Origin of the sequence: Kitasatospora sp. NBC_00315, from assembly GCF_041435095.1 — a bacterium.
Classification (GTDB): Bacteria; Actinomycetota; Actinomycetes; order Streptomycetales; family Streptomycetaceae; genus Kitasatospora.
In genome coordinates this window covers 4,712,602-4,739,223 of the sequence record NZ_CP108025.1, presented here as the reverse complement: position 1 = coordinate 4,739,223, position 26,622 = coordinate 4,712,602, and the positions used below count along the sequence as shown (strand labels likewise).

23 protein-coding genes and 1 tRNA gene are annotated in these 26,622 nt (G+C 71.2%); 10 read left to right on the top strand and 14 right to left on the bottom strand.

The window, feature by feature from the left end; all coding sequences use genetic code 11:
- Positions 1 to 104: 104 nt before the first annotated feature.
- The 4 genes from OG823_RS19490 to OG823_RS19475 all read right to left on the bottom strand — a co-directional run bounded on the left by OG823_RS19490 (position 105) and on the right by OG823_RS19475 (position 5,257).
- Positions 105 to 1,430 carry a DUF1254 domain-containing protein gene (locus OG823_RS19490; protein WP_371480873.1) on the bottom strand — a complete coding sequence of 442 codons (1,326 nt, stop codon included), beginning with the start codon at positions 1,428 to 1,430 and terminating at the stop codon, positions 105 to 107.
- A gap of 259 nt (positions 1,431 to 1,689) precedes the next feature.
- The gene (locus OG823_RS19485) at positions 1,690 to 2,448 is read right to left on the bottom strand and encodes a hypothetical protein (RefSeq protein WP_371480872.1); all 759 of its coding nucleotides are present in this window, start codon (positions 2,446 to 2,448) and stop codon (positions 1,690 to 1,692) included.
- 135 nt (positions 2,449 to 2,583) lie between these two features.
- Positions 2,584 to 3,633: a family 2 encapsulin nanocompartment cargo protein polyprenyl transferase gene (locus OG823_RS19480; RefSeq protein ID WP_371480871.1), complete on the bottom strand. Its 1,050-nt coding sequence runs from the start codon at positions 3,631 to 3,633 to the stop codon at positions 2,584 to 2,586.
- Between the two features lie 196 nt (positions 3,634 to 3,829).
- Positions 3,830 to 5,257: a family 2B encapsulin nanocompartment shell protein gene (locus tag OG823_RS19475; protein ID WP_371480870.1), complete on the bottom strand. Its 1,428-nt coding sequence runs from the start codon at positions 5,255 to 5,257 to the stop codon at positions 3,830 to 3,832.
- Positions 5,258 to 5,726: 469 nt separating this feature from the next.
- Here OG823_RS19475 and OG823_RS19470 point away from each other — a divergent pair, with 469 nt between their 5' ends.
- A complete protein-coding gene (locus OG823_RS19470; RefSeq protein WP_371480869.1) occupies positions 5,727 to 6,797 on the top strand; it encodes an ATP-grasp domain-containing protein in 1,071 nt (356 codons plus the stop codon).
- Between the two features lie 66 nt (positions 6,798 to 6,863).
- Here OG823_RS19470 and OG823_RS19465 read toward each other — a convergent pair whose 3' ends face one another.
- The 5 genes from OG823_RS19465 to OG823_RS19445 form a co-directional block, all read right to left on the bottom strand.
- Positions 6,864 to 7,403, bottom strand: a complete 540-nt coding sequence (locus tag OG823_RS19465) for a methylated-DNA--[protein]-cysteine S-methyltransferase (RefSeq protein WP_371480868.1) — start codon at positions 7,401 to 7,403, stop codon at positions 6,864 to 6,866.
- Between the two features lie 161 nt (positions 7,404 to 7,564).
- On the bottom strand, positions 7,565 to 7,798 hold the full coding sequence (locus tag OG823_RS19460; protein ID WP_371480867.1) for a hypothetical protein: 234 nt from the start codon (positions 7,796 to 7,798) through the stop codon (positions 7,565 to 7,567).
- 170 nt (positions 7,799 to 7,968) lie between these two features.
- A complete protein-coding gene (locus OG823_RS19455) occupies positions 7,969 to 9,111 on the bottom strand; it encodes a hypothetical protein (RefSeq protein ID WP_371480866.1) in 1,143 nt (380 codons plus the stop codon).
- A gap of 31 nt (positions 9,112 to 9,142) precedes the next feature.
- The gene (locus tag OG823_RS19450) at positions 9,143 to 9,853 is read right to left on the bottom strand and encodes a histone deacetylase (RefSeq protein ID WP_371480865.1); all 711 of its coding nucleotides are present in this window, start codon (positions 9,851 to 9,853) and stop codon (positions 9,143 to 9,145) included.
- 132 nt (positions 9,854 to 9,985) lie between these two features.
- A complete protein-coding gene (locus OG823_RS19445) occupies positions 9,986 to 10,393 on the bottom strand; it encodes an SHOCT domain-containing protein (RefSeq protein ID WP_371480864.1) in 408 nt (135 codons plus the stop codon).
- 382 nt (positions 10,394 to 10,775) lie between these two features.
- On the opposite strand from OG823_RS19445, the gene OG823_RS19440 reads away from it, so the two are divergent.
- Both OG823_RS19440 and OG823_RS19435 read left to right on the top strand, forming a co-directional pair.
- Positions 10,776 to 11,447 carry a GAP family protein gene (locus tag OG823_RS19440; protein ID WP_371480863.1) on the top strand — a complete coding sequence of 224 codons (672 nt, stop codon included), beginning with the start codon at positions 10,776 to 10,778 and terminating at the stop codon, positions 11,445 to 11,447.
- Between the two features lie 97 nt (positions 11,448 to 11,544).
- Entirely contained in the window at positions 11,545 to 11,976 is a 432-nt protein-coding gene (locus tag OG823_RS19435; protein ID WP_371480862.1) for a hypothetical protein, read from the top strand.
- 174 nt (positions 11,977 to 12,150) lie between these two features.
- Here the strand turns inward: OG823_RS19435 and OG823_RS19430 are convergent, their stop codons facing one another.
- Entirely contained in the window at positions 12,151 to 12,642 is a 492-nt protein-coding gene (locus OG823_RS19430; protein ID WP_371480861.1) for an Lrp/AsnC family transcriptional regulator, read from the bottom strand.
- Positions 12,643 to 12,829: 187 nt separating this feature from the next.
- On the opposite strand from OG823_RS19430, the gene OG823_RS19425 reads away from it, so the two are divergent.
- From OG823_RS19425 to OG823_RS19410, 4 genes are all read left to right on the top strand, one after another.
- Entirely contained in the window at positions 12,830 to 14,674 is a 1,845-nt protein-coding gene (locus tag OG823_RS19425; protein WP_371480860.1) for a histidine decarboxylase, read from the top strand.
- Positions 14,675 to 14,911: 237 nt separating this feature from the next.
- On the top strand, positions 14,912 to 15,727 hold the full coding sequence (locus OG823_RS19420) for a class I SAM-dependent methyltransferase (RefSeq protein WP_371480859.1): 816 nt from the start codon (positions 14,912 to 14,914) through the stop codon (positions 15,725 to 15,727).
- A gap of 294 nt (positions 15,728 to 16,021) precedes the next feature.
- Entirely contained in the window at positions 16,022 to 17,047 is a 1,026-nt protein-coding gene (locus OG823_RS19415; protein WP_371480858.1) for a Bpu10I family restriction endonuclease, read from the top strand.
- A gap of 11 nt (positions 17,048 to 17,058) precedes the next feature.
- Positions 17,059 to 18,288 carry a DNA methyltransferase gene (locus OG823_RS19410; RefSeq protein ID WP_371480857.1) on the top strand — a complete coding sequence of 410 codons (1,230 nt, stop codon included), beginning with the start codon at positions 17,059 to 17,061 and terminating at the stop codon, positions 18,286 to 18,288.
- 470 nt (positions 18,289 to 18,758) lie between these two features.
- On the opposite strand, the gene OG823_RS19405 is transcribed toward OG823_RS19410, so the two are convergent.
- Positions 18,759 to 18,832: transfer RNA gene (locus OG823_RS19405), tRNA-Thr, on the bottom strand.
- Positions 18,833 to 19,149: 317 nt separating this feature from the next.
- On the opposite strand from OG823_RS19405, the gene OG823_RS19400 reads away from it, so the two are divergent.
- From OG823_RS19400 to OG823_RS19390, 3 genes are all read left to right on the top strand, one after another.
- Complete coding sequence (locus OG823_RS19400; protein ID WP_371480856.1) at positions 19,150 to 20,241, top strand: ABC transporter ATP-binding protein; 1,092 nt, start codon at positions 19,150 to 19,152, stop codon at positions 20,239 to 20,241.
- 308 nt (positions 20,242 to 20,549) lie between these two features.
- Complete coding sequence (locus tag OG823_RS19395; RefSeq protein WP_371480855.1) at positions 20,550 to 20,993, top strand: hypothetical protein; 444 nt, start codon at positions 20,550 to 20,552, stop codon at positions 20,991 to 20,993.
- Positions 20,994 to 21,241: 248 nt separating this feature from the next.
- Positions 21,242 to 21,994, top strand: a complete 753-nt coding sequence (locus OG823_RS19390; RefSeq protein WP_371480854.1) for an NDP-sugar synthase — start codon at positions 21,242 to 21,244, stop codon at positions 21,992 to 21,994.
- 236 nt (positions 21,995 to 22,230) lie between these two features.
- Here OG823_RS19390 and OG823_RS19385 read toward each other — a convergent pair whose 3' ends face one another.
- The 3 genes from OG823_RS19385 to cysS all read right to left on the bottom strand — a co-directional run bounded on the left by OG823_RS19385 (position 22,231) and on the right by cysS (position 26,598).
- Positions 22,231 to 23,724, bottom strand: a complete 1,494-nt coding sequence (locus OG823_RS19385) for a DoxX family membrane protein (RefSeq protein ID WP_371480853.1) — start codon at positions 23,722 to 23,724, stop codon at positions 22,231 to 22,233.
- 277 nt (positions 23,725 to 24,001) lie between these two features.
- The gene (gene rlmB / locus OG823_RS19380) at positions 24,002 to 24,997 is read right to left on the bottom strand and encodes a 23S rRNA (guanosine(2251)-2'-O)-methyltransferase RlmB (RefSeq protein ID WP_371480852.1); all 996 of its coding nucleotides are present in this window, start codon (positions 24,995 to 24,997) and stop codon (positions 24,002 to 24,004) included.
- A gap of 206 nt (positions 24,998 to 25,203) precedes the next feature.
- Positions 25,204 to 26,598, bottom strand: coding sequence for a cysteine--tRNA ligase (gene cysS / locus OG823_RS19375; RefSeq protein ID WP_371480851.1), 1,395 nt, complete (start codon positions 26,596 to 26,598; stop codon positions 25,204 to 25,206).
- Positions 26,599 to 26,622: the final 24 nt, after the last annotated feature.

Genomic DNA, 26,622 nt, shown 5'->3' with positions numbered 1-26,622 from the left:
GACCACGAAGCGGTCGGGGCCGGGCGACCACGAGCCGGGCGGCCGGGGCCGGGCGGCCGGGGCCGGGCGGCCTGACGGCCCTGCGGCCTCGGAGCGGGCGCGGGTCAGCGGGGGGTGAGCGCCGGAAGGGTCCAGCCGCCGTCCAGAACCGAGTGGTCGGGCCCGTACAGCCGGATGACGACGGTGAACGGACCGTCCGGCGCGGGCAGCCAGTTGGCACTCCAATCGGCGTTGGCCGGCCGCTTGACCTGGACGTACAGGGTGAGGCCGCCGTCGGGGTCACGGACCAGCCCGGGAGTCCGGTCGCCGATGGAGTACCGCTGGACCGGGTTGTCCACCAGCTGTCTGCCGGGCAGCGCGTACATGGTGGCCGACCAGAAGAACTCCGCCGGCGGCAGCGCGTCGGGCGGGAACCGCAGGACGTAGTCGCGCTCGGCGGCGTCCGGCGGGCTGTTGCCCTCGCTGTCCGCCACCCAGCCGCCGTACCAGGCCTCCTCGAAGGGCAGGCCGTACAGGCCGAGCTTCGCGCCGACGGCCCGCCGGAGGTGGTCGCTCCCGATCTGTTCCCGGGTGCCGAAGTAGCCGGTGGAGCCGGTCGCCTCGGCAGCCGCGCGCTCCAGCTCCGCCCGGCCGTCCACGATCCCGCGCTCGATCTCGGTGCGTACCCCGGCCGGCAGCGCGGCCGGTTCGAACTCACCCCGGCCGTCGACGCCCAGGGCGGCGAGCCGACGGCGCAGATCGGCCTCGGTGGCCAGTACCGGGAAGAAGCCGAGCAGGAAGTCCAGGACCCCGAAGAACTCGATGCTCTCCAGCACCTCCTCCCGCCAGACCGGCCAGACCGGCTGCGGCGCGGGCGGCGGGGCGGGCGTGCCGGCGTACTCGTGCAGCGGCCGGAGCCGGTACTCCCGCTGGATCGCCGTCAGCTCCCCGACCGCCTCGGGGTCCGTCCCGGCGAGGTACGTACGGCCGACGATGCCGATCAGGCGGGTGGCGGTGCGGATCACGCCGTCGATGCCGGCCGGGGCCTCGCCCTGCCAGTCCGGGCCCGCGATCAGATGGTCGCCGGCGCCCCGGCCGGTGCTCCGGGCTCCGACGAACCCGGCGTAGACGGTGTCCAGCTCGTGCAGCGGCATCACGTAGTAGCGATCCACGGCGGGCACCGACAGCACCCAGGGCTCGGCCCGCAGGTCGAGCCAGGCCCAGGAGTACGGGGTGTCGTTGTTGGGGGTGACGACGTCGGTGTCGGCGGGCGTGGACGGCTGCGGATGGTGCCGGAAGACACCGAAGCCGCCGACATGGCGGGGGTCCGCGTCGTCGACGGCCTGCGGGTACATGGTGCGGTAGTTCTCCAGCAGGGCGTAGCCCCAGACCCAGCCCTCGGCGGCGGTCGAACGGACGGTGGCCGGGTCCACCGGAGTCGGGTTTCCCATGCTGATCATCTCTCCCGTACGACGCTCCGAGTCGGACATAACATCATAAATGGATGCTATGTGGCCCCGATTGGAAGAGCACGTCCTCCGGCCGGGCGCGTCGGCGTTCCGTTCCGGGCGCACGCCGGGGAGCGGACCGGCCGAGAGTCCGCCCGAGAGACGCGCCCGAGCGCAAACGGCGACGCGGAGCGACGGGAACGCGAGAGCGCGGCGGCCGACCCGTGGGTCGGCCGCCGCGCCCTCGGCGGCGCGAAGTGCCTCAGCGCGGGGGTGGCAGCCGGTTGAGGAAGACCTCGAAGGCCGTGGGCTTCACCGCCGTCACCCCCGTGAACGGGAAGTCCATCTCCTTGATGACGATCAACGAGATCACCACCAGCCCGCTCAGCGCCAGCACCATCAACGTATGGGAGAGCGTGTTGGAGAGGCCGAAGAGGAAGGTGAACCCGATCGTCAGCACCGCGCCGGAGATCAGCGCCACCCAGAGCAGTGGCGGCACCTCCTCGTCCACCTGGTTCAACCGTGCCCGCCGCTCGGAGGCCAGGCTCTCCAGGTGGCTGACGGCGTGCTCGTAGAGGACGTTCTCCTGCTCACTGGCCGGCTTGATCGAGAAGACGTCCGCCCGCATCCCGTAGACGAGCTGGGTCGCGTCGGTGCTGCTCCGGTGATCGGCCATCAGGGGCCACTCGGTGTCCATCACCAGCCGTGCGTAGTCCAGCGTCTTCTGCTCCAGCTGCGGTCCCAGCGGAGCCGGCAGCTCGCGGGAGATCCAGTAGATGCCGGCCAGCGAGTCGGCCTCCTGGAAGGTGGTCTTGCGCGCGGCGTCGTTGTTCTCCCAGACGGCGATCACCACGAAGGCGAGCAGGACGGCGTAGAGCACGCCCACCGCGGCGAAGATGAACCCGGCCACGTCGTTGTGGGCCTCGCGGACCGGGTGCGGAACGAAGCGCTGCAGCAGCTTCAGGGCACTGGCCAGACAGAGCAGGACAATGACCAGAGTGCCGATGTCCAGCCAACTCATGGGCTATTCCTCGTGATCGAACGGTGTGCGGGGAAACTGCCCCGGCTCGGACCGGACGGTCCGGCCGGGCCGGGCCGGTGTTCGGCCGGGCCGGTGTTCGGCCGGGAAGCCCTGGGACGTGTCCGGTGGAGCCTTCTAGTGGCTCCGCCGGGTGACCAGCTCGGCCAGGGCCAGCAGGTCGTCGGCCGCCGAGGGCTCGGGCACGGCCTGTGCCAGGTGGGCGATCGCCGCGGCCATCCGTTCACAGGACTCGCCCTGCGCCCAGGACCGGCCCCCCGCCTTGTCCACCGCCCTGGCGCAGCGCGTCAGCTCCTCGTCGGTCAGCGGACGGTCCAGGGCGTAGAGGTTGGCGAGGACCGCGGCCTCGGCCGTACCGCCGGCCAGTGCGGCCACCACCGGGAGGGACTTCTTGCGGGCCGCCAGATCCGCGCCGACCGGTTTGCCGGTGACGGCCGGGTCGCCCCAGATGCCGATCAGGTCGTCGATCAGCTGGAACGCCAGCCCGATCTCCCGGCCGAAGGCGTCCATCGCGTCCGCCGCGAGGTCGTCCGCCCCCGCGTAGAGGGCTCCGATCGCACAGGCGCACCCGAGCAGCGCACCGGTCTTGGACCCGGCCATGGCCAGGCACTCGTCGAGCGAGACGTCGTCGCGCTGTTCGAAGGCGCAGTCGGCCTGCTGTCCCGCACAGAGTTCGACCACGCAGTCGGCGAGGCGGCGGACCGCCCGCTGCGCCGCCGGGTGGTCGTCCTCGGCGAGGGTGCTCAGCGCCAGCGCGTGCAGGGCGTCACCCGCGAGGATCGCCTCGGTGGTGCCGAACACCCGCCAGGCGGTGAGCCGGTGACGGCGGGTGTCGTCGCCGTCGATGACGTCGTCGTGGAGGAGCGAGAAGTTGTGGATGAGTTCGATCGCGGCGGCCGCCCCGGCCGCGGCCGCCGGATCGCCGCCGAGTGCCTGGGTGGCGGCCAGCACCAGGGCCGGCCTGATCGCCTTGCCGGAGGACCCGGCGGCCGGGGAGCCGTCCGGCTCCGTCCAGCCGAAGTGGTAGCTCGCCACCCGGCGCAGTGGCGCGGGCAGTGTGTCGACGGCCGTGCGCAGCGCCGGGTCGACGAAACCCCGGGCCCGGGCGAGGACGCTCTCGACGTCACTCCCGTCCAGGTGGTCCCGTTCCAACGCGAAGATCCCCATGGTTCCTCCCCCTGCTCCTTCGGTTCGCTGTACCGGCCCGACGGCGGCCGGGCCCGCCGGCCCGGACACGCGGCCGAGCACGCGCGTCCGGACCGGCGGGGGACATCAGGCCCTGAATTCCGGAATTCGGGGCGTACTCACCTCGGACGCCGGCCGGGAGCGGTTGCCACCCTCGATCGGCGGATGAGTCGGCCGGTCAGTCCCGGGGCCGGGCGATATCGACGTTCTCCAGAATGCCGATGGCGTCGGGCACCAGAATGGCGGCGGAATAGTAGGCACTGACCAGGTAGGAGATGATGGCCTTCTCGTTGATCCCCATGAAACGGACCGAGAGACTCGGCTGGTACTCGTCGGGAATTCCGGTCTGGTGCAGACCGATGACGCCCTGATTGTCCTCGCCCGTACGCAGCGCGATGATCGAACTGGTGTGCCCGTCCAGGATCGGGATCTTGTTGCTCGGGAAGATCGGGACCCCGCGCCAGGCCGGCACGTGATGGCCGTGCACCTCCAGCGCGTCCGGGTAGAGGCCGCGGCGGCTGCACTCACGGCCGAAGGCGGCGATCGCCTTCGGGTGGGCGAGGAAGAACTTGGTGCCCCGGCGGCGGCTCAGCAGCTCGTCCATGTCGTCCGGAGTGGGCGGGCCGGAGTGGGTCTGGATGCGCTGGTCGTAGTCCGCGTTCTGGAGCAGGCCGAACTCGCGGTTGTTGATCAGCTCGTGCTCCTGCGCCTCGCGCAGCGCCTCGATCGTGAGCTTCAACTGCTGTTCGATCTGGTTCATCGGCTGGTTGTAGAGATCCGCGACCCGGCTGTGCACCTGGAGCACCGTCTGCGCGACGCTCAGCTCGTACTCGCGCGGCGCCAGCTCGTAGTCGACGAAGGTGCCGGGCAGCTCGTGCTCGCCCTCGTGGCCGACGGACAGCTCGATCTCCGCCTCGCCGTGACGATTCTGCGCCGCCTGCGAGCCCGCCAGGTGGGACAGGATCTGGCCGCGCAACGCCTCGGAGCGGTCGGCGAGCTCCTGGAACGCCGGCCAGGGCAGCGCGAGCAGCGTGCCCGCGGTGGCGGCCTTCACCGTGTATTCCCAGGTCGCGTCGGCCTGCAGCAGGGCCTCGTCCCCGAGATGGTCGCCGTCCGCGAGGAAGCCGATCACCGTCTCGTGACCGTACTTGCCCGTGCCCACCTTGTTGACCTTGCCGTGGGCGATCAGGAAGACCTCCTCGACCGGCCGGCCGGCATCGACCAGCACATCCCCCGCGGAGAAGTCACGCTGGACGAAGCGGGTCGCCAGCTCCGCCAGCAGGGCGTCGTCCTCGAAGCCGCGCAGCACCGGGAGCTCGCGCAGCGACGGCGGCACCAGCCGGACGTCCGCCCCCGTCTTGACGAAACTCACCCGGCCGCGCCCGACCGCGTACGTGAGACGCCGGTTGACACGGTACGTACCGCCGGCCACCTGCACCCACGGGAGCATCCTGAGCAGCCAGCGCGAGCTGATGCCCTGCATCTGCGGCGCGGACTTGGTGGTGGTCGCGAGGTTCTTCGCGCCCGCCGTGCCAAGGCTCTGCTGCTGCCGGGTTTGCGGCTGCTCGCCCTGCGCAGGAATACCGAGGTTGGTTTCGGTCGACATACAGGAACCCTCCGTGCTAACCGAATGAAATGTCGCCTTGCAAACATCATCGTGAGGCCGTTCGAGCTAACCTGCAATCACTCGTTCGGGTGATCGTCAGGGCGGCATAATTAGTACGACTGGATCATTTGAGCGATTACGGTTCGATCATCATTCGAATCGCCCGGAAATGATCCGGAAGGCACCCGCTTCACCCGTCGGAAACACTCCTGAAAACCCCCGGCGACCAGGCATTCCACGTCCTCCGCCCCGGGTCGCGCGCCCCCCGTCGGGCCAGCGCCGGGCGGCCGCCCACCCGCCGTTCACGAACGCCCCGCAAGAGCGCTAAGGTGCCACCTCAAGGGCACGACCAAGGCGCCGAACACATTGAAGCCGTGGGCCGACCGCCGGGTTTCGTATGCCCAAGCATCGAACGAGCCGTCGGACCGGACGCCCTCCCGAACGTTCCCTCCTGCCCCGGGAGACCTCCGTGAGCGCACCCGTACGCATCTGGCTCAACCGCACCTACGCCGAGAACATCTTCTTCATCCAGCAACTGCGCGACGCGCAGCGGGCGGTCGAGGTCCACGCCACCCACGTCGACGCCGACTCCCCCGTGCTGGCCGCCGCCGACGTCGCCTCCCTGGAACCCGAGGGCCTGGCGCCCGACGAGTACGTCGCCTTCGCGCTGGAGTACTGCGCCCGCAACGCCGTCGACGTCTTCCTGCCCCGGTTGAACCAGCTCGCCATCTCGCTGCACCACAAGGAGTTCCTGGCGGTGGGCACGACACTGGCCTGCCCGCCGGCCACCGCGATCGCGGCCTTCGCCAGCAAGGTCGACGGCTACGCGGCGATAACCGCAGCCGGGCTCCCCACCCCGCCCTGGTGGCAGGTGCGCACCGCCGACGAGCTGCTCGACGCCGTCACCCGGATCGAGGCCGCCGACGGGATCCCCTGCCTCAAGCCCGCCTCCGGGGCCGGCGGCGAGGGCTTCCGGGTGCTCACCCGTGAGCCCTTCGGACTGCACCGGCTGGCCGGCGCCCCGAACGCGCACGTCCAGCTCGACCAGGTGCTGGCGGCGCTGGACGCCGCCGAGGAGCCGGTGGACCTGCTGGTCATGCCGTACCTGGAGGGCCCCGAGGTGTCGGTCGACTGCCTGGCCGACCGGGACGGCCGGCTGGTCACCGCCGTGGGGCGCACCAAGCACCGCCGCAGACGCACGTTCACCACCGCCGCGCGCTACCTGGAGCCGGCCCGCCACCTGGTCGAGACCCTCGGCATGGCGTACCTCTCGAACGTGCAGTTCCGGCACCACCACGGCGAGCCGGTGATCATCGACGTCAACACCCGGCCCTCCGGCGGCCTGCACCAGCTCCGGCTGTGCGGGCTCAACCTGCCTTGGAACGCGGTGCAGTTGGCGCTCGGCGAGACCCCGACCACCGGACCGCTGGACCGGCTCGCGGGCATCGAGTACACCCTGGTGTCCGGCGTCCAGCCTCTGCTGCCCCGCCAGGTGCCGCCGGCGCTGGAGCGCGTGCCGGTCGCCTTCGACCTGGTCTAGGTGGCCCGACCGGCCCAGGTGGTCCGAACGGCCCGGAGCCGCCCGGCCGTCCACCCCGGGGCGGTCTCAGCCCGGGCCGTTCCAGTCCAACGTCGGTTCCAGCACGCCCTCCAGGGTGAGCAGCCAGCGCTTCACCTCGATCCCGACCCGGCCACCGCCGAAGCCGCCGAGGCCGTCCGCCGCGACCACCCGGTGGCAGGGGACCAGGAGCGGGACGGGGTTGGCGGCCATCATCTGGCCGACCGCCCTGGCGGCCACGCCCGGCTCGGTGATGTCCTCGAACACCCCACTGCGGGCGGCCAGTTCACCATAGGTGATGGTCTGCCCGTACGGGACCGCGGCGAGCAGCGCCGCCAGGACGGAGCCGTGCGGGCCGCCGGCCCGGGACCAGTCGATGGGCAGGTCCAGCGTGCGGCGCTCCCCGGCGAGGTACTCGGTGATCCGGCCGGTCACCGCGTCGATCTTGGCCGGGTCGGTGCACGGCTCGCTCCGCGGTCCCGCGTCGTCCGCGAGATAGCAGGCCGCCACCACGCCCCTCGGGGTCACCGCGACGCGCATCGGCCCGCTCGGCAACGGCGTGTCGACCGTGATCCAGGAGATCGTCATAGCGGCCGCCGCGCCTCACCCACCCGACCCGCTCCGCCCGGGGGCCGCCCAGCCCGGGTCCGCACACGCCGGGGCCCCGGAGGCCGACCGCTGCGGCCACCTCCGGGGCCATCGTACGACCGCGCTCCCGGGTGCGGTCCGGCCGGCCCGCGGCGCTGCGGTCAGGCCCCTCCCCTGAGTTCCGCGGCGAGCTTCCTCGTCCACCGCACGACCGCGTCCCGCTGGTAGGGCTTGCCGTCGCAGAGCACGCCGAGCTGCGCGTCGCTGAGGCGGTTGGGCCCCGGGATCTCCAGCAGGTAGGCGAGTTCGTCGAGCCCCGACGCGAGCCGCTGGGCGTCCGCGGCGTCGATCGGGACCGCCGTCCCGTGATGGCTGATGGTGACAGAACCGGGCATCGTGACCTCCTCCGTACACCCCCTTTCCCACCACCGTACGGCGGCGGATGCCGCTCTGCCCGTGGGCGGCACCGGCCGCATTCCCCGCGGGGCCGGTTCGGGGCGTCCGACGGCCGGGCCGGCCGCTCATCCGAGGGGTCCACGCCCTTGCCACCCGGGGCCGCACCGGATCAACGCGCCGGCGCCGGCCCCGGGCTCATCCCCGCCAGCTCCAGCCAGAGCGGGAGACCGGTGCGATCCGTCGTGCCGGCCGCGCGTCTCGGTTCCGAGCGACGGTGGCGGCCGATGTAGTCGTGCGCGGCGCTGACCGTCCAGGCCGGGAGCTCCTGGTCGATCAGGCGGTCCCACTTGGTGGTGGAGTGCTCGTCGTGGAGCTGGTGCAACGGGAGGTGGCGGCAGGCCGCCCAGCAGATCAGGTCCGGCGCGTGGTCGACCAGGTGCCCGTACCCGGCCCGGGCGCTCTTCGGGAACCGCGCCAGCGCCTGCCGGGCGGTGCGCCGGGCCTCCAGCGCCCGGAGCACCCCCACGGCGTGGACGCCCGGATGGATCAGCGTGCGGTAGTGCGGCGAGGCGATGTCCGCCCAGAGCTCGTCCAGCCCGGCGTCCGTGGAGACCAGGTGCGAGAGGTAGGGCGTGGGCGCGGCGGACAGGCAGGCCAGCGCCCTGGTCACGTCCGCCATCGAGAACTGCGGCAGTCGGCCCTCCCGCTCGAACTCCTCCACCAGTCTGCGCAGTTCCGGGCAGCGCCGGAGGCAGTCCTGGGCCGTGGCCGGGTTGAGGTAGAGATCGGCGACGTCGTGCAGTCGCCGGACGTGCTCGCGCTCCGGGCTGGTGAACACCTCCAGCCGGACGGTCGAGCGGTCCAGGTGCGCGCGCCCGGACTCGACCGCGGCCCGGGCCAGGAGGGTCAGCCGCTGGAACCCGTCGATGGACTCCGGCCGGATCACCTCGACCACGTCGTCCAGCACCCGGACGCTCTCGGCGCCGAGCACCAGCAGCCCCACCCGCCCGAACTCCTCGGGCCGTCGGCGGATCAGCTCCGCGAGTTCGTGGTTGTGGCCGCTCCCGTGCAGGAACCCCCGCCGGGCCCGTAGCCGCCCGGCGGCCTGCGGCCCGGCCGCGAGAGCGGCGAGCTCGCCGGCCCGCACCTGCAGCGCCCAGCCCCGGTCGAACCGCGTCAGCCGCCGGGGGCGCAGGCTCAGCACCGCACCGCGGTGGCCGCCCCGACCCGGGCCGCCCTCGCTGTCGCGGCCCTCGCCGTTCTCGCCGCCACCGTTCTCGCCGGCACCGAACAGCGGAAGAAGTTTGTTCACGTATCTGCCAACGGGCGACCACCCGGTCCGGTTATGGCGGCGGCCCGGGAATCTTGCGCTCCGGTCGGCCGCCCGCCTGCGGGAGGCCCGCCACCTCGGCCGCGCTCCAGGCCCCCGCCGCCCCCGGCCGTCCGCTGAGGTACTCCCCGATCCGTTCGGCGCCCCAGCCGTGCACCTCGCGCAGCCCTGCCGCCAGATGCCCCAGATACGCGGCGGCAGGACTGTTCAACGCGGCTCCGGCGCTGCGCCAGGGCGCGGTGAAGGTCAGGACCGCGCGGCCGTCCAGCAGGCCGGGGCAGTACAGGGTCCGGTACGGCTCGGGGCCGAGTCGGACCAGACCGTGTGCCAGGACGGCGCGCAGGTCCAGGTCCTCGCCGGGCCCGCGGCGTGTCTCCTGGGCGGCGATGTCCGAGAACTGGCGGCCGGAGACCAGATGGGCCACGGCGGGCATCTCGCCGGGATCCAGCGGGTCGTGGAAGGCGACCCCGCCGGTCCAGGCCGTGGACTCCAGGGCGAAGTACAGCTGCCCCGGGAGCAGAACGGGCAGCGAGCGCCCCGGCGGCCGAGGGTCCCGGCACCCCGGGTTGGTCCACACCGCCCCGGCCGGGCGCCCGCCGCAGAGGTAGTACGCGAGCCGGGCCAGGTCCATGTTCGAACCGTACGAGGCGTACCAGACCTGCTCCGTGGTCGGCGCGGTGCCGGCCCCGGCGCCGAATGGCACGGGCCGCTCCGGTGTCGTCATCCGCCTCCTCCGAACCCGCCGTCGCGCCGCCGCCGGGCGGCCCCACCGGCTGTCCGGGCCCACCGTCGCTCCGTCACCTCCGGTGCGCCGCGCTGCCCGGGTCCACGACGGGGTTCGCGGACCCGGGCCCCGTCAGGTGAGCAGCTTGTCCTTCGCCTTCTGGTACTCCTCCTGGGTGAGCGCGCCGCTGTTCTTGAGATCGGCGAGCTTGGCGAGTTCGTCGACCTGGCTGCCGCCCGCCGCGCCACCGCCCCCGGGCCCGGCCGCCTCCCGGACGTACGACTTGAACGCCTTGTCGGCCTGTGCGGCCTGGTCCAGGTCACGTTCGTGCATGGAGCCGCCGCGGGCGATGAGGTAGACGAGGACGCCGATGAGCGGGAGCAGGATCACGAAGATCGTCCAACCGGCCTTGCCCCAGCCGCCCATGTCATGGCTGCGGAAGATGTCCGTGATGATCTTGAAGAGCAGGAAGAACCAGAGGATCCAGAGGAAGAACTCCAGCATGGTCCAGAACAGGTTGAGAAGCGGGTAGTTGTCCATGATGCTCCCGTCCCGGCAGGTCACCGTATTTCGGTGACCGCTCGGCCGACGGCGTCCCCGGAACGACGCGGCGGCGGTGAACCGAGTCATATCACCACATTTCGACCACTGCATTCCGTGGCCGCCCGACCGCGGAGGGGCCCGCGACCCGATTCACCCGAAAGGCCCAGCCCGCCGTGCCGACCCCGCCCGCAGCACCGGAAATGGGATCAGCACACCGCACCCCCGTCCACCCGGCACACCGCCCGGCCGGGGCAGGTGCGGCCGCACCTGGCTCGCGGGAGCCGGGCGCCGGGCGCCGGAGGAGGAGACCCTGGATCAGAAAGCCGGCGCACTAAGCGGACGGCCCCTGGCGGGGACGGGACGGACCCGGGAGGGCTCAGTGGGTGACGCGGTCGGCCAGATGCTCGCCTCGGCGGTCGGCATCGCCATCAGCCCCCTGCCGCTGATCGCGGTGATCCTGATGCTGGCCACCCCCCGCGGCCGGGCCAACGGGATCGCCTTCACCACCGGCTGGATCGTCACACTGGGCGTGGTGACCACCGTGATCGTGCTCGCCGGCTCGAACATCGACTCCACGGCCGCCGGACCGACGTGGTCCTACTGGCTCAAGCTCGTCCTGGGCGCGCTGTTCCTCGCCCTCGGCACCAGGCAGTGGCGGGACCGGCCCCGCGAGGGCCACATCGCCGAGCCGCCCGGCTGGATGCGCGCGATCGACCGCTTCACCCCGGGGCGGTCGGCCGCGCTGGCCGCCGCCCTGGTGGCGGCGAACCCGAAGAACCTGGTGCTGGCGATCGGCGGCGGGGTTTCCATCGCGACCAGCTCGGCGTCGGTCGGCGGCAAGACCGTGGCGGCGGTCCTGATGGTGCTGGTGGGCTCGCTCTGCACGCTGCTGCCGCTGGGTGTGTACGTCTTCGGCGGAGCGAAGGCGACCAAGGTCCTGGGCGAGTGGAAGGCGTGGATGTCCGCCCACAACGCGGCGGTCATGACGGTCGTCCTGGTCGTCCTCGGCGCCAAGTACCTCGGCGACGCGATCACCGGCCTGACGACATGACCCCACCACCGCCACGCCCCCGGGCGGCGCGCGCCGCCGCCTCCCCAGCCGACCGACCCGTCATCACATCAGTACTCACCTGTGAGGAGCACCTGCCATGACCACCACCCCTCCCCCGTCCTACCGAGAAGCGCCCGGCACGTCCGTCAACAGCGGCTGGGTCAGCGGACTCGCCCTGTTCGCGGGCATCATGCTGCTGGTCAACGGGATACTGGAGTTCTTCCAGGGCCTCGTCGCGGTCATCAACAACGACCTCATCGTGACCACCCCCAGGTACGTCTTCCGCTTCGACGTGACCTCCTGGGGCTGGATCCACATGGTGATCGGCGTGCTCGTGGCGCTGGCCGGCGTCGGCGTCCTCCGGGGCGCCCTCTGGGGCCGGATCGCCGGCATCGTGCTCGCCTCGCTGAGCGCGATCGCCTCCTTCCTCTGGCTTCCCTACTACCCGCTGTGGAACATCATCGTGATCGCCCTGGACGTCTTCGTCGTCTGGGCGCTGTGCGTCTACCGCGACGACGACGTGGTCTGACCGCCGGCCGCCCGGGCGGACACACGGTGCAAAGGGCCCCGGAGGCGGCGATCCACGCCGCCTCCGGGGCCCGCGCGCCGGTCAGCACCGGCTAGCGCCGGGCGAGGGCACCGGCTCGCGCCGGGCGAGGGCACCGGCCGGGAGTACGGCGGGCCCGTGGTCGGCGGCCCGCCGTCAGCCGTCCGGCATCAGGTTCCGGCGGCCGGCGATCTGCTCGAAGATCAGGTTGGTCCGGGTCTGCGCCACCGCAGGGTGGGTGGTGAGGTGGTCCACCACGAAGTCGCGCAGGGCGTCGGGGTGCGCGAGGGCGACGTGGAGCAGGTAGTCGTCCGATCCGGCCATGTGGAACACCGCGACCACGCCGGGCATGTCGGGGGCGGCGTCGCGGAAGCTCTCGTTCTGTTCCCGGGTGTGGGCCCGGAGCCGGACCGAGATCATCGCCTGGAGCGGCAGTCCGATCGCCGCAGGAGCGATCTCGGCCCGGTAGGCACGGATCACCCCGGTCTCGCGCAGCGCGCGGACCCGGGCCAGGCACGTCGAGGGCGCGATGCCCACCGCGTCCGCGAGCGCGTTGTTCGGTGTGCGGGCGTTGTCGGCGAGGATGCGCAGGATCGCCCGGTCCACGTCGTCGAGAGGCGTCTGCCGCCGCTGGGGAATGTTCGGCACGGGACCCAGCCTCCCCCTCCGAACCGATGAATTGCAAGATCTATGGTGATCATTCCGAATATCGTGCGGATCACTTCCCCTTACCGCGTCACAGGTTCCATCCTGGCTGTCGATCGGATCTGCCACCGCCACCCGCCGGACCCACCGGGAGGGCCTTCCGACCCAGCGAACCGGGAGAGCTGCGCCCATGAGCCGAACCGACACCCTGCCCGTGGCGGCGAGACACGACGCGGCCGCGCCGCCGGCCGTCCACGAGGCGGACGGACGGACCCAGGACCCCCTTGTACCGGCCGCCCGCACGCCCGTCCGGGAGGTGCCCTCCGTGTCCCCCCGGAGCGGGTCGGCTCTCCATCGGTCGAGGGGCCCGGCCGACGAGCCGGGCGCCGAGGAGTTCGAACTCCCGGCCGGAGGACTGGGCAACGAGCGGCGCCTGCGCGCGCTCGACCGGATGGACGAGTACCTGACGAGCAAGCGCCGGAACCTGCTCGGCTACCAGGCGACCCAGGAGACCGGCGGCTGCGCCTTCGACCTCGGCCGGTTCATGCAGCACAACATCAACAACCTCGGCGACCCGTTCCAGAGCGGCGGCTACAAGCCCAACACCAAGGTCGTCGAGCGCGCGGTGCTCGACTACTACGCCGCCCTGTGGCACGCCGAGCGGCCCTACGCCGCCGACGACCCCGAGTCGTACTGGGGTTACGTGCTCTCCATGGGCTCGACCGAGGGCAACATGTACGCGCTCTGGAACGCCCGGGACTACCTGAGCGGAAAGGCGCTGATCCAGGCGCCGACCGGTGCCGCGGGCACCTCGCGGTACGTCCGGGCCCCGTCCGAGCCGGGCAACCCCAACGCCTGCCGCCCGGTGGCGTTCTACTCCGAGGACACCCACTACTCGTTCGCCAAGGCCGTCCAGGTACTGGGCGTCGAGACCTTCCACGCCGTTGGCACGGAGAAGTACCCGGACGACTGCCCGCTGGCCGGGCCGCAGGGCCCGTCGTCCGAGTGGCCCACCGAGGTGCCCTCCCGCAGCGGCCCGTCCGGTCACTCCTGGGACGGCACCGGCGAGATCGACGTCGACGCCCTCGCCGTGCTGGTCGAGTTCTTCGCCGCCAAGGGGCACCCGGTCTTCATCAGCCTCAACCTCGGCAGCACCTTCAAGGGTGCCCACGACGACGTGCGGGAGGTCTGCGAGCGCCTGCTGCCGATCTTCGAGAAGCACGGGCTGATCCAGGGCGAGGTGGCGGGCGGCAGGGACCCAGGCACCGGCGAGCCGCTGGTCGACCTGCGGCGGCGCTTCTGGATCCACGTGGACGGAGCCCTCGGCGCCGGGTACGCCCCGTTCGTACGGATGGCGGGCGCCGACCCGGCGGGATTCGGCTGGACCCCCGACACCGGCCTCCCCGAGTTCGACTTCGGCATCACGCTGCCCACACGGGAGTTCGGCGACCTCGACATGGTGTCCTCGATCGCCATGAGCGGCCACAAGTGGCCCGGCGCGCCGTGGCCCTGCGGCATCTACATGACGAAGGTCAAGTACCAGATCTGCCCGCCCTCCCAGCCCGAGTACATCGGCGCCCCCGACACCACCTTCGCCGGTTCGCGCAACGGCTTCTCCCCGCTGGTGCTCTGGGACCACCTCTCCCGGCACTCCTACCAGGACCAGGTGAACCGGATCCGCCGGGCCCAGGAGCTGGCCGCCTACCTGGAGCAGCGACTCCGGCACCTGGAGCGGGAGAAGGGCATCGAGCTGTGGCCGGCCCGCACTCCGGGCGCCATCACCGTACGGTTCCGCAAGCCCGGCCCCGAGCTGGTGGAGAAGTGGTCGCTGTCCTCACAGGACGTCCTGACGGACCCGGGCGACGAGGGCACCCGGCGCGGCTACGTGCACGTCTTCCTGATGTCCTCGGTCGACCGCGCCAAGCTGGACGCCCTGTTGGAAGACCTCGGCAACGACCCGCTCCTCCTCGGCTCCGGGCCCCGGGCGGCCGCCACGGGACGAGCGTCGGCGGACGCTGCCGCGCAGCCGATGTGACGGTCCGTCCGACATGTGCCGCCCGAGGGCCCCGCGCCCCGGCCGGGGCCGGCCGGCGTGACGGCGTGACGGCGTGACGGCGTGACGGCGTCACGGCGTGACGGCGTGACGGCGTGACGGCGTGACGGCGTCACGGCGTCACGGCGTCACGGCGTGACGGCGTCACGGCGTGACGGCGTGACGGCGTGACGGCGTGACGGCGTGACGGCGTGACGGCGGAGGCTCTACCGTGCTGCCGTGCGCGACGACCTGCCTGACGAGACACGCCGTGTCCACCTGAGCCGGACCTTCGACGAGGACGCGGAGCTGTACGACCGGGCCAGGCCCGGGTATCCGCCGGAGCTGTTCGAGGATCTCGCCGAGCTCGCCGGTGTCGGCCCCGGCTGCCGCGTCCTAGAGGTGGGGGCGGGCACCGGCAAGGCCACCGTGCCGCTCGCCGGGCTCGGCTGCCGGATCACCGCCGTCGAGCTGGGCGCGGAGATGGCCGCCGTCGCCCGACGCAACCTGGCCGGCCACGGGGCGGTGGAGGTCGTGACGGCGGACTTCGAGACCTGGCCGCTGCCCGAGGAGCCGTTCGACGCCGTCGTCGCGGCGACGGCGTTCCACTGGATCGATCCGGCGGTTCGCATGACCAGGGCCGCCGACGCGCTGCGGTCCGGTGGCGCCCTGGCCGTGGTCGCCACGCAGCACGTGGCGGGCGGCAGCGTGGAGTTCTTCGCCGAGGTCCAGGACTGCTACGAGCGTTTCGACCCCGCCACCCCGCCGGGCCTACGGCTCCCCGCCGCAGCGGACGTCGACGGCTCGGCCCACGCGGACGAGGTGGCCCGCAGCGGCCGGTACGGCCCCGTCCTCACCCGGCGCCACGCGTGGGACCTCTCGTACACCACGGCCGAGTACCTGGAGGTGCTGCGGACCTACTCCAACCACCGGGCACTGCCACCGCCGGCCCGGGAGGGGTTGTTGGGAGGCATCGCCGCACTGATCGACGGCCGGTACGGCGGCCGGGTCACCAAGCGGTACCTCACGGAGCTGAGGGTCTCCCGAACGACCTGACCGCCGCCGGCGGGTACGGCCCCGCCCACCGCCACGCCTCATCGGACGGCCGTCCCCGCGTAGAGACAGCGAACCGGCTCAGGCCGCCCCGGCCGTCGTCGCCCCGGACACGTCCTCGACCGAGGCAACGCGTTAACCCGACGCTCGGTCACACCTGCGGCAGCCACCGCGCCGTCGCTCCGCGGTGGCCGGCAAGCAGCCGTCGGGCTCAGAAGGTCGGCACGGCGTGCGCTGCTCAAGGCCGAGGCCATGAAGCAACAGACAGTACTCGGGCTGCGGCGCTATGCTCCGGCCGTGAGCACCGACAACACCCTGTTCCAGTCCATCGACCCACTCACGCCGCAGCAATCCGAGCTTCCGAGGCCCGAGGTTTCCGTTCGAGCCGGCGAAGGAACGAGAACTGAAGGCCGGCCCACTCCTCACAAGTCCAAGCTCAGTGAATTGCTCAAGAATTCCAAGCTTCCGGCGGCCGACAGGCCCGCCGTCGCGGAGGCACTCAGCCAGTATGAGAAGTGGATCGAGGGAATGAAATCCCTCACGACCGAGGGAGACGAACTCGTTCGCGACCTGGTCGATCAACTCAACACCTACAAGAAGCACGTCGAACTGAATCTGATCTGGGACAGCAATCAAGATTTCCTCTTCCGCCAGCGCGGGCAATTGAAGATCGACAATTCAATTATCGAGGAATTTATGCCCTGGCTGATCGATCATCGAATCATCCCGGAGCTCGCCGATCAGGACGTGTATGCGGGACCGGCCGGGGCATTCGCCGCCGCATACTTCTCGAGTTCACTGGCCGCTCCGCTCGGCGGGATCTCCATGAAGGTTCGCACCAAGGACCAGGACTTCACGCTGAGCCGAAAGGCGTACCTCAAGGCCTCCTTCAAGCCCGACTTCCCCGCCGGAGGCTCATCAAGTATAAATATTTGCCTCGCCTATATTGCAGCCGAATGCAAGACGAACCTCGACAAAACCATGTTCCAGGAAGCCAGCGCCACCTCCCACGATCTCAAGATTGCAGTTCCGGCTGCACGCTACTACTTGATCTGCGAATATCTCGACATGACGCCGATCAGCACTGCGGGAAGTGACATCGACGAAGTCCTCATTCTTCGCGGGAAGCGACTCGGGTCCCACAAAAGGAAGGAATACTCCTCGGCCGGGAACAGGGTCGAACGCCGAGGAGAGTTTAAGAAATTTCTCGAAACCAACCCGATCAGGTATGATGTCATCCAGAGATTCGTCGATCATCTCAAAGAAATCTTCGAGGCCCGCGACCCCAATGAGGACGATGTCGTAGCCAAGGGTTATTTTTAGAAAGTAGAAAAATGAACGTCGAAGAGACCTTCGCTGCCGTTCGCGCGCGCGAGATGGACAGAGAGTTCATCCAGCAGGATGACCTGGACGTCCTGGTACGCGAGCGTCGCAGCGCATTGCCCTGGCGCGGGCAGTTCACCCCGGGTCTCGTGAGCAAGCTGATCGACGTCTACTACCCGGGCTCCGGCATGGTATTTGATCCGTTTCTCGGGAGTGGCACCACCGTACTGGAAAGCATCCGACGAGGAATTCCCTCGGCCGGGGCCGAGATCAACCCCGCCGCTTTGGAGTTGGCGGGAATCCTGGAGATCGCCTCTCTCCCCGCGCAGCAGAGGGCCAGCCTGATCCGGCAGGCGTCCGCCCACTTCAACGGCGTTACGACATGGGGCGAAGACACGCTCTTCGGTGCCCTCGGGGCCACCACCGACTTTGCTGAGCACCTCCTGGAAAGTCACCGCGCGGCGGCCAACACTGATTTGGCGAGGATCTTCGCCACCACGCTGCTGCTCAGCATGGGGGACAAGAAGGAAACCGATCTCAAGAAGGTGTCGAAATCATGGATCCAGGTCCGTGAACTTATCGCAGACTTCCCGGAGAACCCCGTTCCCAGCCGTGTCATCGCCGCAGATGCCAGAAGCGTACCCCTGGAGAACGGTTGCGCCGGACTCATCGTGACGTCACCCCCCTATATCAACGTATTCAACTACCACCAAAACTACCGCCCGGCCGTGGAGCGGATCGGCTGGAACGTTCTCCCGGCTGCACGGACCGAGATCGGGTCGAACAGAAAGAACCGACAAAATCGGTTCCTGACCGTGATTCAGTACTGTATCGACATGGCTGATGCCATCCGCGAGATGAGCCGCTTGATCGCCGCCAACGGAAGCATCGTCATCGTGGTGGGTCGGGAGTCAAAGGTCCGCGGCGTCCCCTTCTCGAATTCAGAGATCATCGCGTCCCTGGCAGAGGGCGTAGCGGGTATGCGATTCATTCGCTGGCAGGAGAGAAAGTTCGTCAATCGGTTCGGTGTCACCATCTTCGAGGACATCCTGTCGTTCCAGGCCGACGAGTCGAAGGATGCTGCCGCAGACCTCGACGACTTTGCTCGCGGAGTGGCCCGTCACGTACTGGCCGAAGCAAGCATGAACCTCGATGGGGAAGTTCGGGATGACATGAATCTCGCGTTGGATTCCGTGACAAAGGTTTCCGCGTCTCCCGAGTTGACGCTCCTCAAGGTCTGACGTGCCGGATCCCCCGGATCGATACCGCTGCGACCGGCCGGGCTCCTCGCCCACTGATGGCACATACGAGGCTCCGCGGCCCGGGCGCCCTTCGCCAGGTCGCGCCGAGCTACCGCGCCGAACAGGCCCGCCGCGGTCTTCGTGAACTCCTACCCGCCGCCGTCCCCGGGCCTCGACGACCTGCTTGACCCGACCGTCCTCGTCCGGTCCGGACGCCGGCCGAGTGAAGCCGGAGCCACCGGAGACCAGTGGTCGGGGGATCGCGAGGTCGAAGCCACCACCAGCTCCGGCTGCACCTCGAGCCGACGGTCCGAAGGAACCCGGCCAGGACGTTCCCACAGCGGCTTCTGGCACGCCCGCGGCGGGAGCCGAGCAGTCGTCCGATCGGACCCGGGAACCATGAAGGGCCAGTCCCCGGGATCACCTCGGTGGCCTGGCCCTGAGCACGTCTCGCGACGTGTCGTGCGTTGAGCCCCCTGTCGGGTTCGAACCGACGACCCCCGCTTTACAAGAGCGGTGCTCTGGCCAACTGAGCTAAGGAGGCACGGTGACCGTCCGCGGCGGACCACGGCGGCACCGGGTGGCAGTCTACCGGGCCGGGGTGGGGCGCTGTCCGCAAATACGGTGAGCGATTCGGTGGGGCGGGAGCCCGGATCGGGCGGCCGCGGGCGGGCGGGGCGTGACCGAACCGATGCCGAAGTCGGGGGCGGTGGGGGGCTGACAAGCGCCGGACGTGCAGGTAGCGTCGCCGGGAGTCGGCTCGGACGGTGGTTGAGACCACTGGCGAGCCGGTGAAACAGGCACTTTTGCCCTTTACTCGGATCGTCCGGCACGTTCCTGCCGGTGAAGGAGAGCACAGTCATGGCTTCTGTCACGTTCGACAAGGCGACCCGCCTCTACCCGGGCGGCACCAAGCCCGCCGTTGACGCCCTGGAGCTGCACGTCGAGGACGGCGAGTTCCTCGTCCTCGTCGGCCCCTCGGGCTGCGGCAAGTCGACCAGCCTTCGCATGCTGGCCGGTCTGGAGGACGTCAACGGTGGCGCCATCCGCATCGGTGACCGCGACGTCACGCACCTGCCGCCGAAGGACCGGGACATCGCGATGGTGTTCCAGAACTACGCGCTGTACCCGCACATGAGCGTCGCGGACAACATGGGCTTCGCGCTCAAGATCGCCGGCGTCAACAAGGCCGAGATCCGCAGCAAGGTCGAAGAGGCCGCCAAGATCCTCGACCTGACCGACTACCTGGACCGCAAGCCGAAGGCCCTCTCCGGTGGTCAGCGCCAGCGTGTCGCGATGGGTCGCGCGATCGTCCGCGAGCCGCAGGTCTTCCTCATGGACGAGCCGCTCTCCAACCTGGACGCCAAGCTCCGCGTGTCCACCCGTACCCAGATCGCGAGCCTGCAGCGCCGACTGGGCATCACCACCGTCTACGTCACCCACGACCAGGTCGAGGCCCTCACCATGGGCGACCGCGTCGCGGTCCTCAAGGACGGTCTGCTGCAGCAGGTCGACAGCCCGCGCACCATGTACGACCGCCCGGCGAACCTCTTCGTGGCCGGCTTCATCGGCTCCCCGGCGATGAACCTCGTCGAGGTTCCGCTGGTCGACGGCGGCGTGAAGTTCGGTGGCTCGATCATCAACATCTCCCGTGACGAGCTGGCCGGCGCCGGCACCGACAAGACCGTGACCGTCGGTATCCGCCCGGAGCACTTCGAGATCGTCCCGGCCGGCGGCATCGAGGGCGTCGCCGTCACCGTCAACGTGGTCGAGGAGCTCGGCGCCGACGGCTTCGTCTACGGCACCACCAAGATCGGTGGGGACGACAAGGACATCGTCGTCCGCGTGCACGGCCGTCAGATCCCGGAGCGCGGCGAGACCATCCACGTCGTGCCGATCGGCCACGAGACCCACGTGTTCTCCAGCAGCACGGGTGCCCGCCTGAGCGCCTGAGCCCTCCGGCGTCCCACGCCGAAGCTCACAGCGCGACAGATTGACAGCTCCACAGACGACTGAGCCCTGCCGGACGGCGGTCCGGCAGGGCTCGGTCGTACCCGGACGCGCTCGCGCAGGCGTCGGCACCGGGCCACCTGCGCGGCCACCCCGGCCGAGGAGCCGGCACCGGGGCACGCCGGTGCCGAAAGCCCGTCCGAGCGATCGAGCCCGCACGTCAACACGGTGGCGGGACGAATCGGGACACGCGTCACTCGTTGGGGTAACGGAGTGCGATATCGGACATACCCAGCGCTACGCTCCTGAGCGTGAATCAGCTTGTTCGCCGCATCGGCCAGACCGTAGCCCTCACCCTGCCCGTGATCCTGGTGACCACCGGTACCCTCGCCGTGACCCGGGTGCCCTGGGCCCCGCCGACCTCGCTCGACCAGCAGGTGGTCGCGGCGTCGAGCAACGACGGCGCCGGTATCGGGCGCGCCGCCGCCGGTAACACCTCCGGACAGGGCCTCGCCCCGCAGGACGCCCTGCGCGCCGACCTCCTGGACGAGCTCCGCGCCAACAACCCCGGTACCGCGCTCGACCTGCTGGAGCGCACGATGCGCGAGAAGCCGTCTCTCACGCCCTACTGCAGCTCGCTCGCGGTGGATCTGGGCAAGGCGGCGGTGCGCAAGTACCAGGGCGACGTCCAGCGGGCACGTTCCTTCGCGCGCCCGGTCTGCGACGGCTCGTTCGCCTCCGGCGCCACCGGCTGAGCTCGGCGGACCGAACCCCGGCAGCGCCCACCCGGCAGCCCACACGCGCCGCCCGCCCGCGCGGGCCTGCCGACCGCCCGTCGGCCCACCCCCGTCCGTCGGCGCGCCCGCTTGCGCGCCGCACCACCGCTCCACGCCGCAGCACCGCACGGCGACCCCGGCACCTGCGCTCCCCTCCTGGCGCCGGCAGGCGTCGGCGCCCGCCGCACTGCCGCGGCTCCGGCCGCGCGCGGATCTATGGTTACCGCATGACCGCTGACTCAGCCCACCTCGTCGCGTCCACCGTCACCCAGGCAGTGATCCTGGCCGGCGGGCAGGGCTCCCGACTGCGCCCCTACACCGACGACCGCCCGAAGCCGCTGGTGGAGATCCCCGGCACCGGCACCCCGATCGTCGGGCACCAGCTGGCCTGGCTGGCGGCCGAGGGGGTGACGGACGCGGTGATCTCCTGCGGCCATCTGGCCGAGGTGCTGCAGGAGTGGCTCGACCAGGCCGACCTGCCGCTGAACGTCAGCACCGTGGTGGAGAACGAGCCGCTGGGCCGGGGCGGCGGGCTCAAGTACGCCGCCCGCGCCCTGCCGCGCCCGGACGAGCCCTGGTACGCCACCAACGGCGACATCTGGACCCGTTTCAGCCTGCGCGACATGGCGGCCTTCCACCACGAGCGGGACGCCGTCGCGACGCTCGCGCTGGCCCGTCCGCGGATCCCGTGGGGCGCCGTGGAGACCGATCAGTTCGGCAACGTCCTGGACTTCATCGAGGCACCGCCGTCGCCGTTCCTGATCAACGCCGGCCTGTACGTCTTCAGCCCCGAGTTCGCCGCGCTCCTGCCGGACGTCGGGGACCACGAGCGGACGACCTTCCCCCAACTGGCGCGAGGCAAGCGGCTGGCGGGCTACCAGCTCCCCCAGGGCGTCTACTGGCGGGCCATCGACACCGCCAAGGACCTCACCGAGGCCGCCAAGGAACTGGCGTCCGGCGCGGGCGCCGGGGCGCGCTGACCCCCCCGCAGGACGCCAGGCAGGACCACGGGCAGGACGACCCGCAGGACGCCAGGCAGGACCACGGGCAGGACGACCCGCAGGACACCGCACGGACCGGCGACGGGACGCCCGGCGGCCCGCCACGGGCGCCACAACGAGCGAGCCGGCCGGACGCCCCCGAGGGGTGTCCGGCCGGCTCGTCGTCGGTCCGTGGCGGGCCGTCACGAAGGCGGCGCCGCCGGGGGATGGATCCGTCAGGTCGACGTCCCCGCGCCCGGCTGCTGCCGACCCTGGGCGCCCAGGCCGCTGGGCAGCTCGGCCAGCGGGCCGCTGCCCAGGACGCCGCCGAGCAGGCCGCCGCTGCTGGACGGGCTGGGCTTGGACGCCGCCCCGCCCGGAGCGGTGCTGCGACCGCTGGGCGTGGTCTTGGCGGGCGGGTTCGAGGCGGCGGTCGACGGGGCGTCGGACTTGCCCGCCCTCGGCTTGGCGCTCGGACTCCCCTTCGGTGACGCCCCGCCGGAGGGCGTGGCACCCGCACTGGGCGAGTGCGACGCCGAGGGCGACGGCTTGGCGGACGGCGTCGACGGGGTGCTCGGCTTCGCCGAGGCGCCACCCGGCCAGACCGGTGTGCCGTAGTCGCTGTCCGGACCGGCCGGTCGCGGATCCGGGCGGCCGCCGGTACGGACGGCCGCGCCGAGCATCGACCCAAGCAGCAGGGTGAGCCCCACCACCAGCGAGGTGATCACGGCGCCCCGGCGCAGGACCCGCCGCCGCAAAGCGCCCGGTGCGCCGGCGCCGTGGCGCCGCCAGGCCTCCAGCGCCAGCCGCCCGTCCAGCGAGCCGAACGGCGCGCCGGCGATCAGCAGGGGGCTCCAGGCCACCAGGAAGATCAGGTCGGGGGTGTCGTAGACCGGCACGGCCCGCCAGCTGACCGTGAACAGCAGCGCGGCGGAGAGCAGCATGGCGGCGCCGGCCGCGAACCGCTGCCAGAGGCCGAGGATGGACAGCACGCCGACCACGATCTCGGTGAAGGCGACCCCGAGGCCGGCTCCGACCGGGTGGGCCATGGCGAAGTTCAGCAGTGGCTCGGCGACCCCCCAGGGGTGCAGCGAGGCGAGCCAGCGCATCATCGAGCCGCGGTCGCCGCCGTCGAAGTACACCGGGTTGCAGAGCTTGCTGAACCCGGCGAAGACGGACAGCGATCCGAGGACCACCCGCAGCGGGAGCAGGACCAGGCCGAGGTCGACCCGGCGGCCCGGGTACCGGGCGTGCCGGGAGTCCCCGGCCGCCGCCGCGGTGACCTCGGGCAGCTCGCCGGCCGGGCTCCAGGCCTTCGGCTCCGGGCGGGTGCTGCCGCGGCCCGCCTGCGGGGAGCCGGTCTGCCGGGGCACGGTCGCCGATCCGCCGTACGGCTGGATCACCTGGGTGTCGTCCTCCGCCAGGGCGCCGGAGGGCCCCCGGCCGGCGCCGGCCGGGGCGGGCACGGTGCTGAGCCGGACGGCGTCCAGCAGCCGGGTGGCCGCGACGTCGCCGGGCGCGGCCTGGCCCGTCCAGGTGACGGCGGTGACCCGCCCCTTGCGCCGGGGCGCGCCGACGGCCGCCCCCGCGAGCAGGGGGGCGTCGGCACTGTCGACCACCACCTGCGGGGTGACCAGCGGCCGCCGGATGAAGCCCTGGCTCGCGTACGGGTCGCCGAAGGCGGCGCCGTACGACAGCAGGTCGGTAGGGGCGTCGATCAGCGGCGCCACGGGGGCGCCGAGTCTGAGCCGGAAGCTCGCCTGGGTGCTGCTCAGCCGGGCGGGGTCGGACGGTACCTTGACCGTGTTGAGACCGGGGCCGGAATCTATCCCCGCCGCGCCGCCCTGCCCGGGGAACCGAGGTGTTCTGGTGTCCACACCCGTCTAACCGGGTGACGGCCGATTAGGACACTCTCCCGGGTGGATTCTTGGCGGCCACTTGAAGTGATCATGAGAAAAGCGATCGAGCCCGATCGGGCCCGATCGCTTTCACTCAAACCTGTACAGGTCAGGACGTGCGGGACCGCAGACGGGCCGCCTCGTAGAGCACGATGCCCGCCGCGACACCGGCGTTCAGCGACTCGGTGGCACCCGGCATCGGGATCCGCACCCGGATGTCACAGGTCTCCGAGACCAGGCGGGACAGACCCTTGCCCTCGCTGCCCGCGACGACGACGACCGGCCCGGTGAGCGCCTCCAGGTCACCGACCTCGGACTCGCCGTCGGCGGCCAGGCCGACCACCAGGCAGCCGGCCTTCTGGTACGCCTCCAGCGCGCGGGTCAGGTTGGTGGCGCGTGCCACCTGCAGGCGCGCCGCCGCACCCGAGGAGGTCTTCCAGGCGCCCGCCGTCATACCGGCCGCCCGACGCTCGGGGATGACCACGCCGTGCGCGCCGAAGGCGGCGGCGGAGCGGACCACCGCGCCGAGGTTGCGGGAGTCCGTCACGCCGTCCAGTGCCATGATCAGCGCGTCCTGGCCGAGGTCGGCCGCGACACCCAGCAGGTCCTCCGGGTGCGCGTACTCGTACGGCGGCACCTGCAGCACCAGGCCCTGGTGGTTCAGGCCGCTGGTCATCTGGTCCAGCTGCGCGCGCGGGGCCTCCATCAGCGGGATGCCCCGCTCGTTGGCGGCCTGGAAGGCCTCGCGGACCCGGTCGTCGGTGTCGATGAACTGCATGACGTAGAGCGCGGTGGCGGGCACGCCGCCCTGCAGCGCCTCGACCACCGAGTTGCGGCCCACGACCAGCTCGGCGGCGCCGGCGCCGCCACGGCCGCCACGGCCGCCGCCGCCGCTGCGGCGCATGCCGGCCCGGGACTTGGCGTCCATCTCGCGCTTGACGGCCGCGTTGGCCTGCCGCTGCTTGACGTGGCCCTTGCGCGCCGAGGCGGGCGGCGTCGGACCCTTGCCCTGCAGTGCCTTCCGGCTGTGGCCGCCGGTACCGACACTCGCGCCCTTCTTCGACCCGGGGTTGCGGCGGTTCCTGCGTGCACTGTTGCCGGCCATGGCCTTACTTCCTGTCTGTCCGGCATGCCTCACTGCGACATGCTCTTCGTCCTGCGTGGGCCCTCCTCGTCCGGCCGGCGGGAGAATCCCGGTCGGCCGGACAAGGAGGGAGGGCCGTACCGGTCCGGTACGGCCCACCCTCACCCCTGGGAAGGGGTTACTGGTTACCAAGTGTGACGGGTTTCCGCGACTCGCGGGCCCGCGTGCTACGGGTTGCCGATCGTCCAGCGCGGGCCGGACGGGGTGTCCTCGATCACCAGCCCGGCCAGGCCGAGCTGGTCGCGGATGGCGTCCGCGGTGGCGAAGTCCTTGCGCGCCCGGGCCGCCTGCCGCTGGTCCAGGACCAGCCGGACCAGCGAGTCGACCACGCCGTGGAGGTCCTCGCCGCGCTCCGCGCCGGCCCAGTGCGGGTCGAGCGGGTCGAGACCCAGCACTCCGAGCATCGCACGGACCTCGGCCAAACGTGCTACCGCGTTCTCCTTGTCGTCCGCCGTCAGCGCGCTGTTCCCCTGCCGGACGGCGGTGTGCACGATGGCGAGCGCCTGCGGAACGCCCAGGTCGTCGTCCATCGCCTCGGCGAAGGCCGGCGGCACCTCGGGCGCCGCCTCGACGGGCCCGCAGCGTTCCACGACCCGCTGGACGAAGCCCTCGATCCGACCGAAGCCGGCCTCGGCCTCGCGCAGCGACTCCTCGCTGTACTCGATGGTCGAGCGGTAGTGCGGGGCCGCCAGGTAGTACCGGAGCACGATCGGGCGCCAGCGGGCGACCATCTCCGAGACCAGCACCGAGTTGCCGAGCGACTTGCTCATCTTCTCGCCGCTCATGGTGACCCAGGCGTTGTGCACCCAGAAGTTGGCGAAGTCGTCGCCGAACGCCTTCGACTGGGCGATCTCGTTCTCGTGGTGCGGGAAGATCAGGTCGATCCCGCCGCCGTGGATGTCGAAGGCCCCGCCGAGGTACTTGTGCGCCATGGCGGAGCACTCCAGGTGCCAGCCGGGCCGGCCGCTGCCCCAGGGGGTGTGCCAGCTCGGCTCACCCGGCTTCACGGACTTCCACATCGCGAAGTCGCGGTGGTCGCGCTTGCCGGTCTCGCCCTCGCCCGCCGGCTGGCGGAGGCTGTCGATCTTCTGGTTGGAGAGCCCGAGATAGCCGGGGAAGGACTTGACGTCGAAGTAGACGTTGCCGTGGGCCTCGTAGGCGTGCCCCTTGGCGATGAGCGCCTGCATCATCTCGATCATCTCGGGGACGTGGCCGGTGGCCCGCGGCTCCACGCTCGGCGGCAGGCAGCCGAGCGCCGAGTAGCCGTCGTTGAAGGCGCGCTCGTTGGCGTAGGCGATCTGCCACCAGGGCGTGCCGAGCTCGCGCTCCTTGGCGATCACCTTGTCGTCGATGTCCGTGACGTTGCGCACGAACGTCACCTGGTAGCCGCGGTAGGCGAACCACCGCTGCATGACGTCGAAGTTGAGGCCGGACCGGATGTGCCCGATGTGCGGTGGTGCCTGGACGGTGGCGCCGCACAGGTAGATCGAGACACAACCCGGTACAAGCGGGACGAAGTCGCGTACCTGGCGGGCGTCGGTGTCGTACAGACGAATGCTCACAGCGTCAAGCGTAGTGGGCAGCAA

What these genes read in the sequence shown, in the direction of transcription:
- OG823_RS19490 (WP_371480873.1), bottom strand. Translation starts at nt 1,430, where the DNA reads ATGGGAAACCCGACTCCGGTGGACCCGGCCACCGTCCGTTCGACCGCC.
- OG823_RS19485 (WP_371480872.1), bottom strand. Translation starts at nt 2,448, where the DNA reads ATGAGTTGGCTGGACATCGGCACTCTGGTCATTGTCCTGCTCTGTCTG.
- OG823_RS19480 (WP_371480871.1), bottom strand. Translation starts at nt 3,633, where the DNA reads ATGGGGATCTTCGCGTTGGAACGGGACCACCTGGACGGGAGTGACGTC.
- OG823_RS19475 (WP_371480870.1), bottom strand. Translation starts at nt 5,257, where the DNA reads ATGTCGACCGAAACCAACCTCGGTATTCCTGCGCAGGGCGAGCAGCCG.
- OG823_RS19465 (WP_371480868.1), bottom strand. Translation starts at nt 7,403, where the DNA reads ATGACGATCTCCTGGATCACGGTCGACACGCCGTTGCCGAGCGGGCCG.
- OG823_RS19460 (WP_371480867.1), bottom strand. Translation starts at nt 7,798, where the DNA reads ATGCCCGGTTCTGTCACCATCAGCCATCACGGGACGGCGGTCCCGATC.
- OG823_RS19450 (WP_371480865.1), bottom strand. Translation starts at nt 9,853, where the DNA reads ATGACGACACCGGAGCGGCCCGTGCCATTCGGCGCCGGGGCCGGCACC.
- OG823_RS19445 (WP_371480864.1), bottom strand. Translation starts at nt 10,393, where the DNA reads ATGGACAACTACCCGCTTCTCAACCTGTTCTGGACCATGCTGGAGTTC.
- OG823_RS19435 (WP_371480862.1), top strand. Translation starts at nt 11,545, where the DNA reads ATGACCACCACCCCTCCCCCGTCCTACCGAGAAGCGCCCGGCACGTCC.
- OG823_RS19425 (WP_371480860.1), top strand. Translation starts at nt 12,830, where the DNA reads ATGAGCCGAACCGACACCCTGCCCGTGGCGGCGAGACACGACGCGGCC.
- OG823_RS19410 (WP_371480857.1), top strand. Translation starts at nt 17,059, where the DNA reads ATGAACGTCGAAGAGACCTTCGCTGCCGTTCGCGCGCGCGAGATGGAC.
- OG823_RS19400 (WP_371480856.1), top strand. Translation starts at nt 19,150, where the DNA reads ATGGCTTCTGTCACGTTCGACAAGGCGACCCGCCTCTACCCGGGCGGC.
- OG823_RS19390 (WP_371480854.1), top strand. Translation starts at nt 21,242, where the DNA reads ATGACCGCTGACTCAGCCCACCTCGTCGCGTCCACCGTCACCCAGGCA.
- rlmB (WP_371480852.1), bottom strand. Translation starts at nt 24,997, where the DNA reads ATGGCCGGCAACAGTGCACGCAGGAACCGCCGCAACCCCGGGTCGAAG.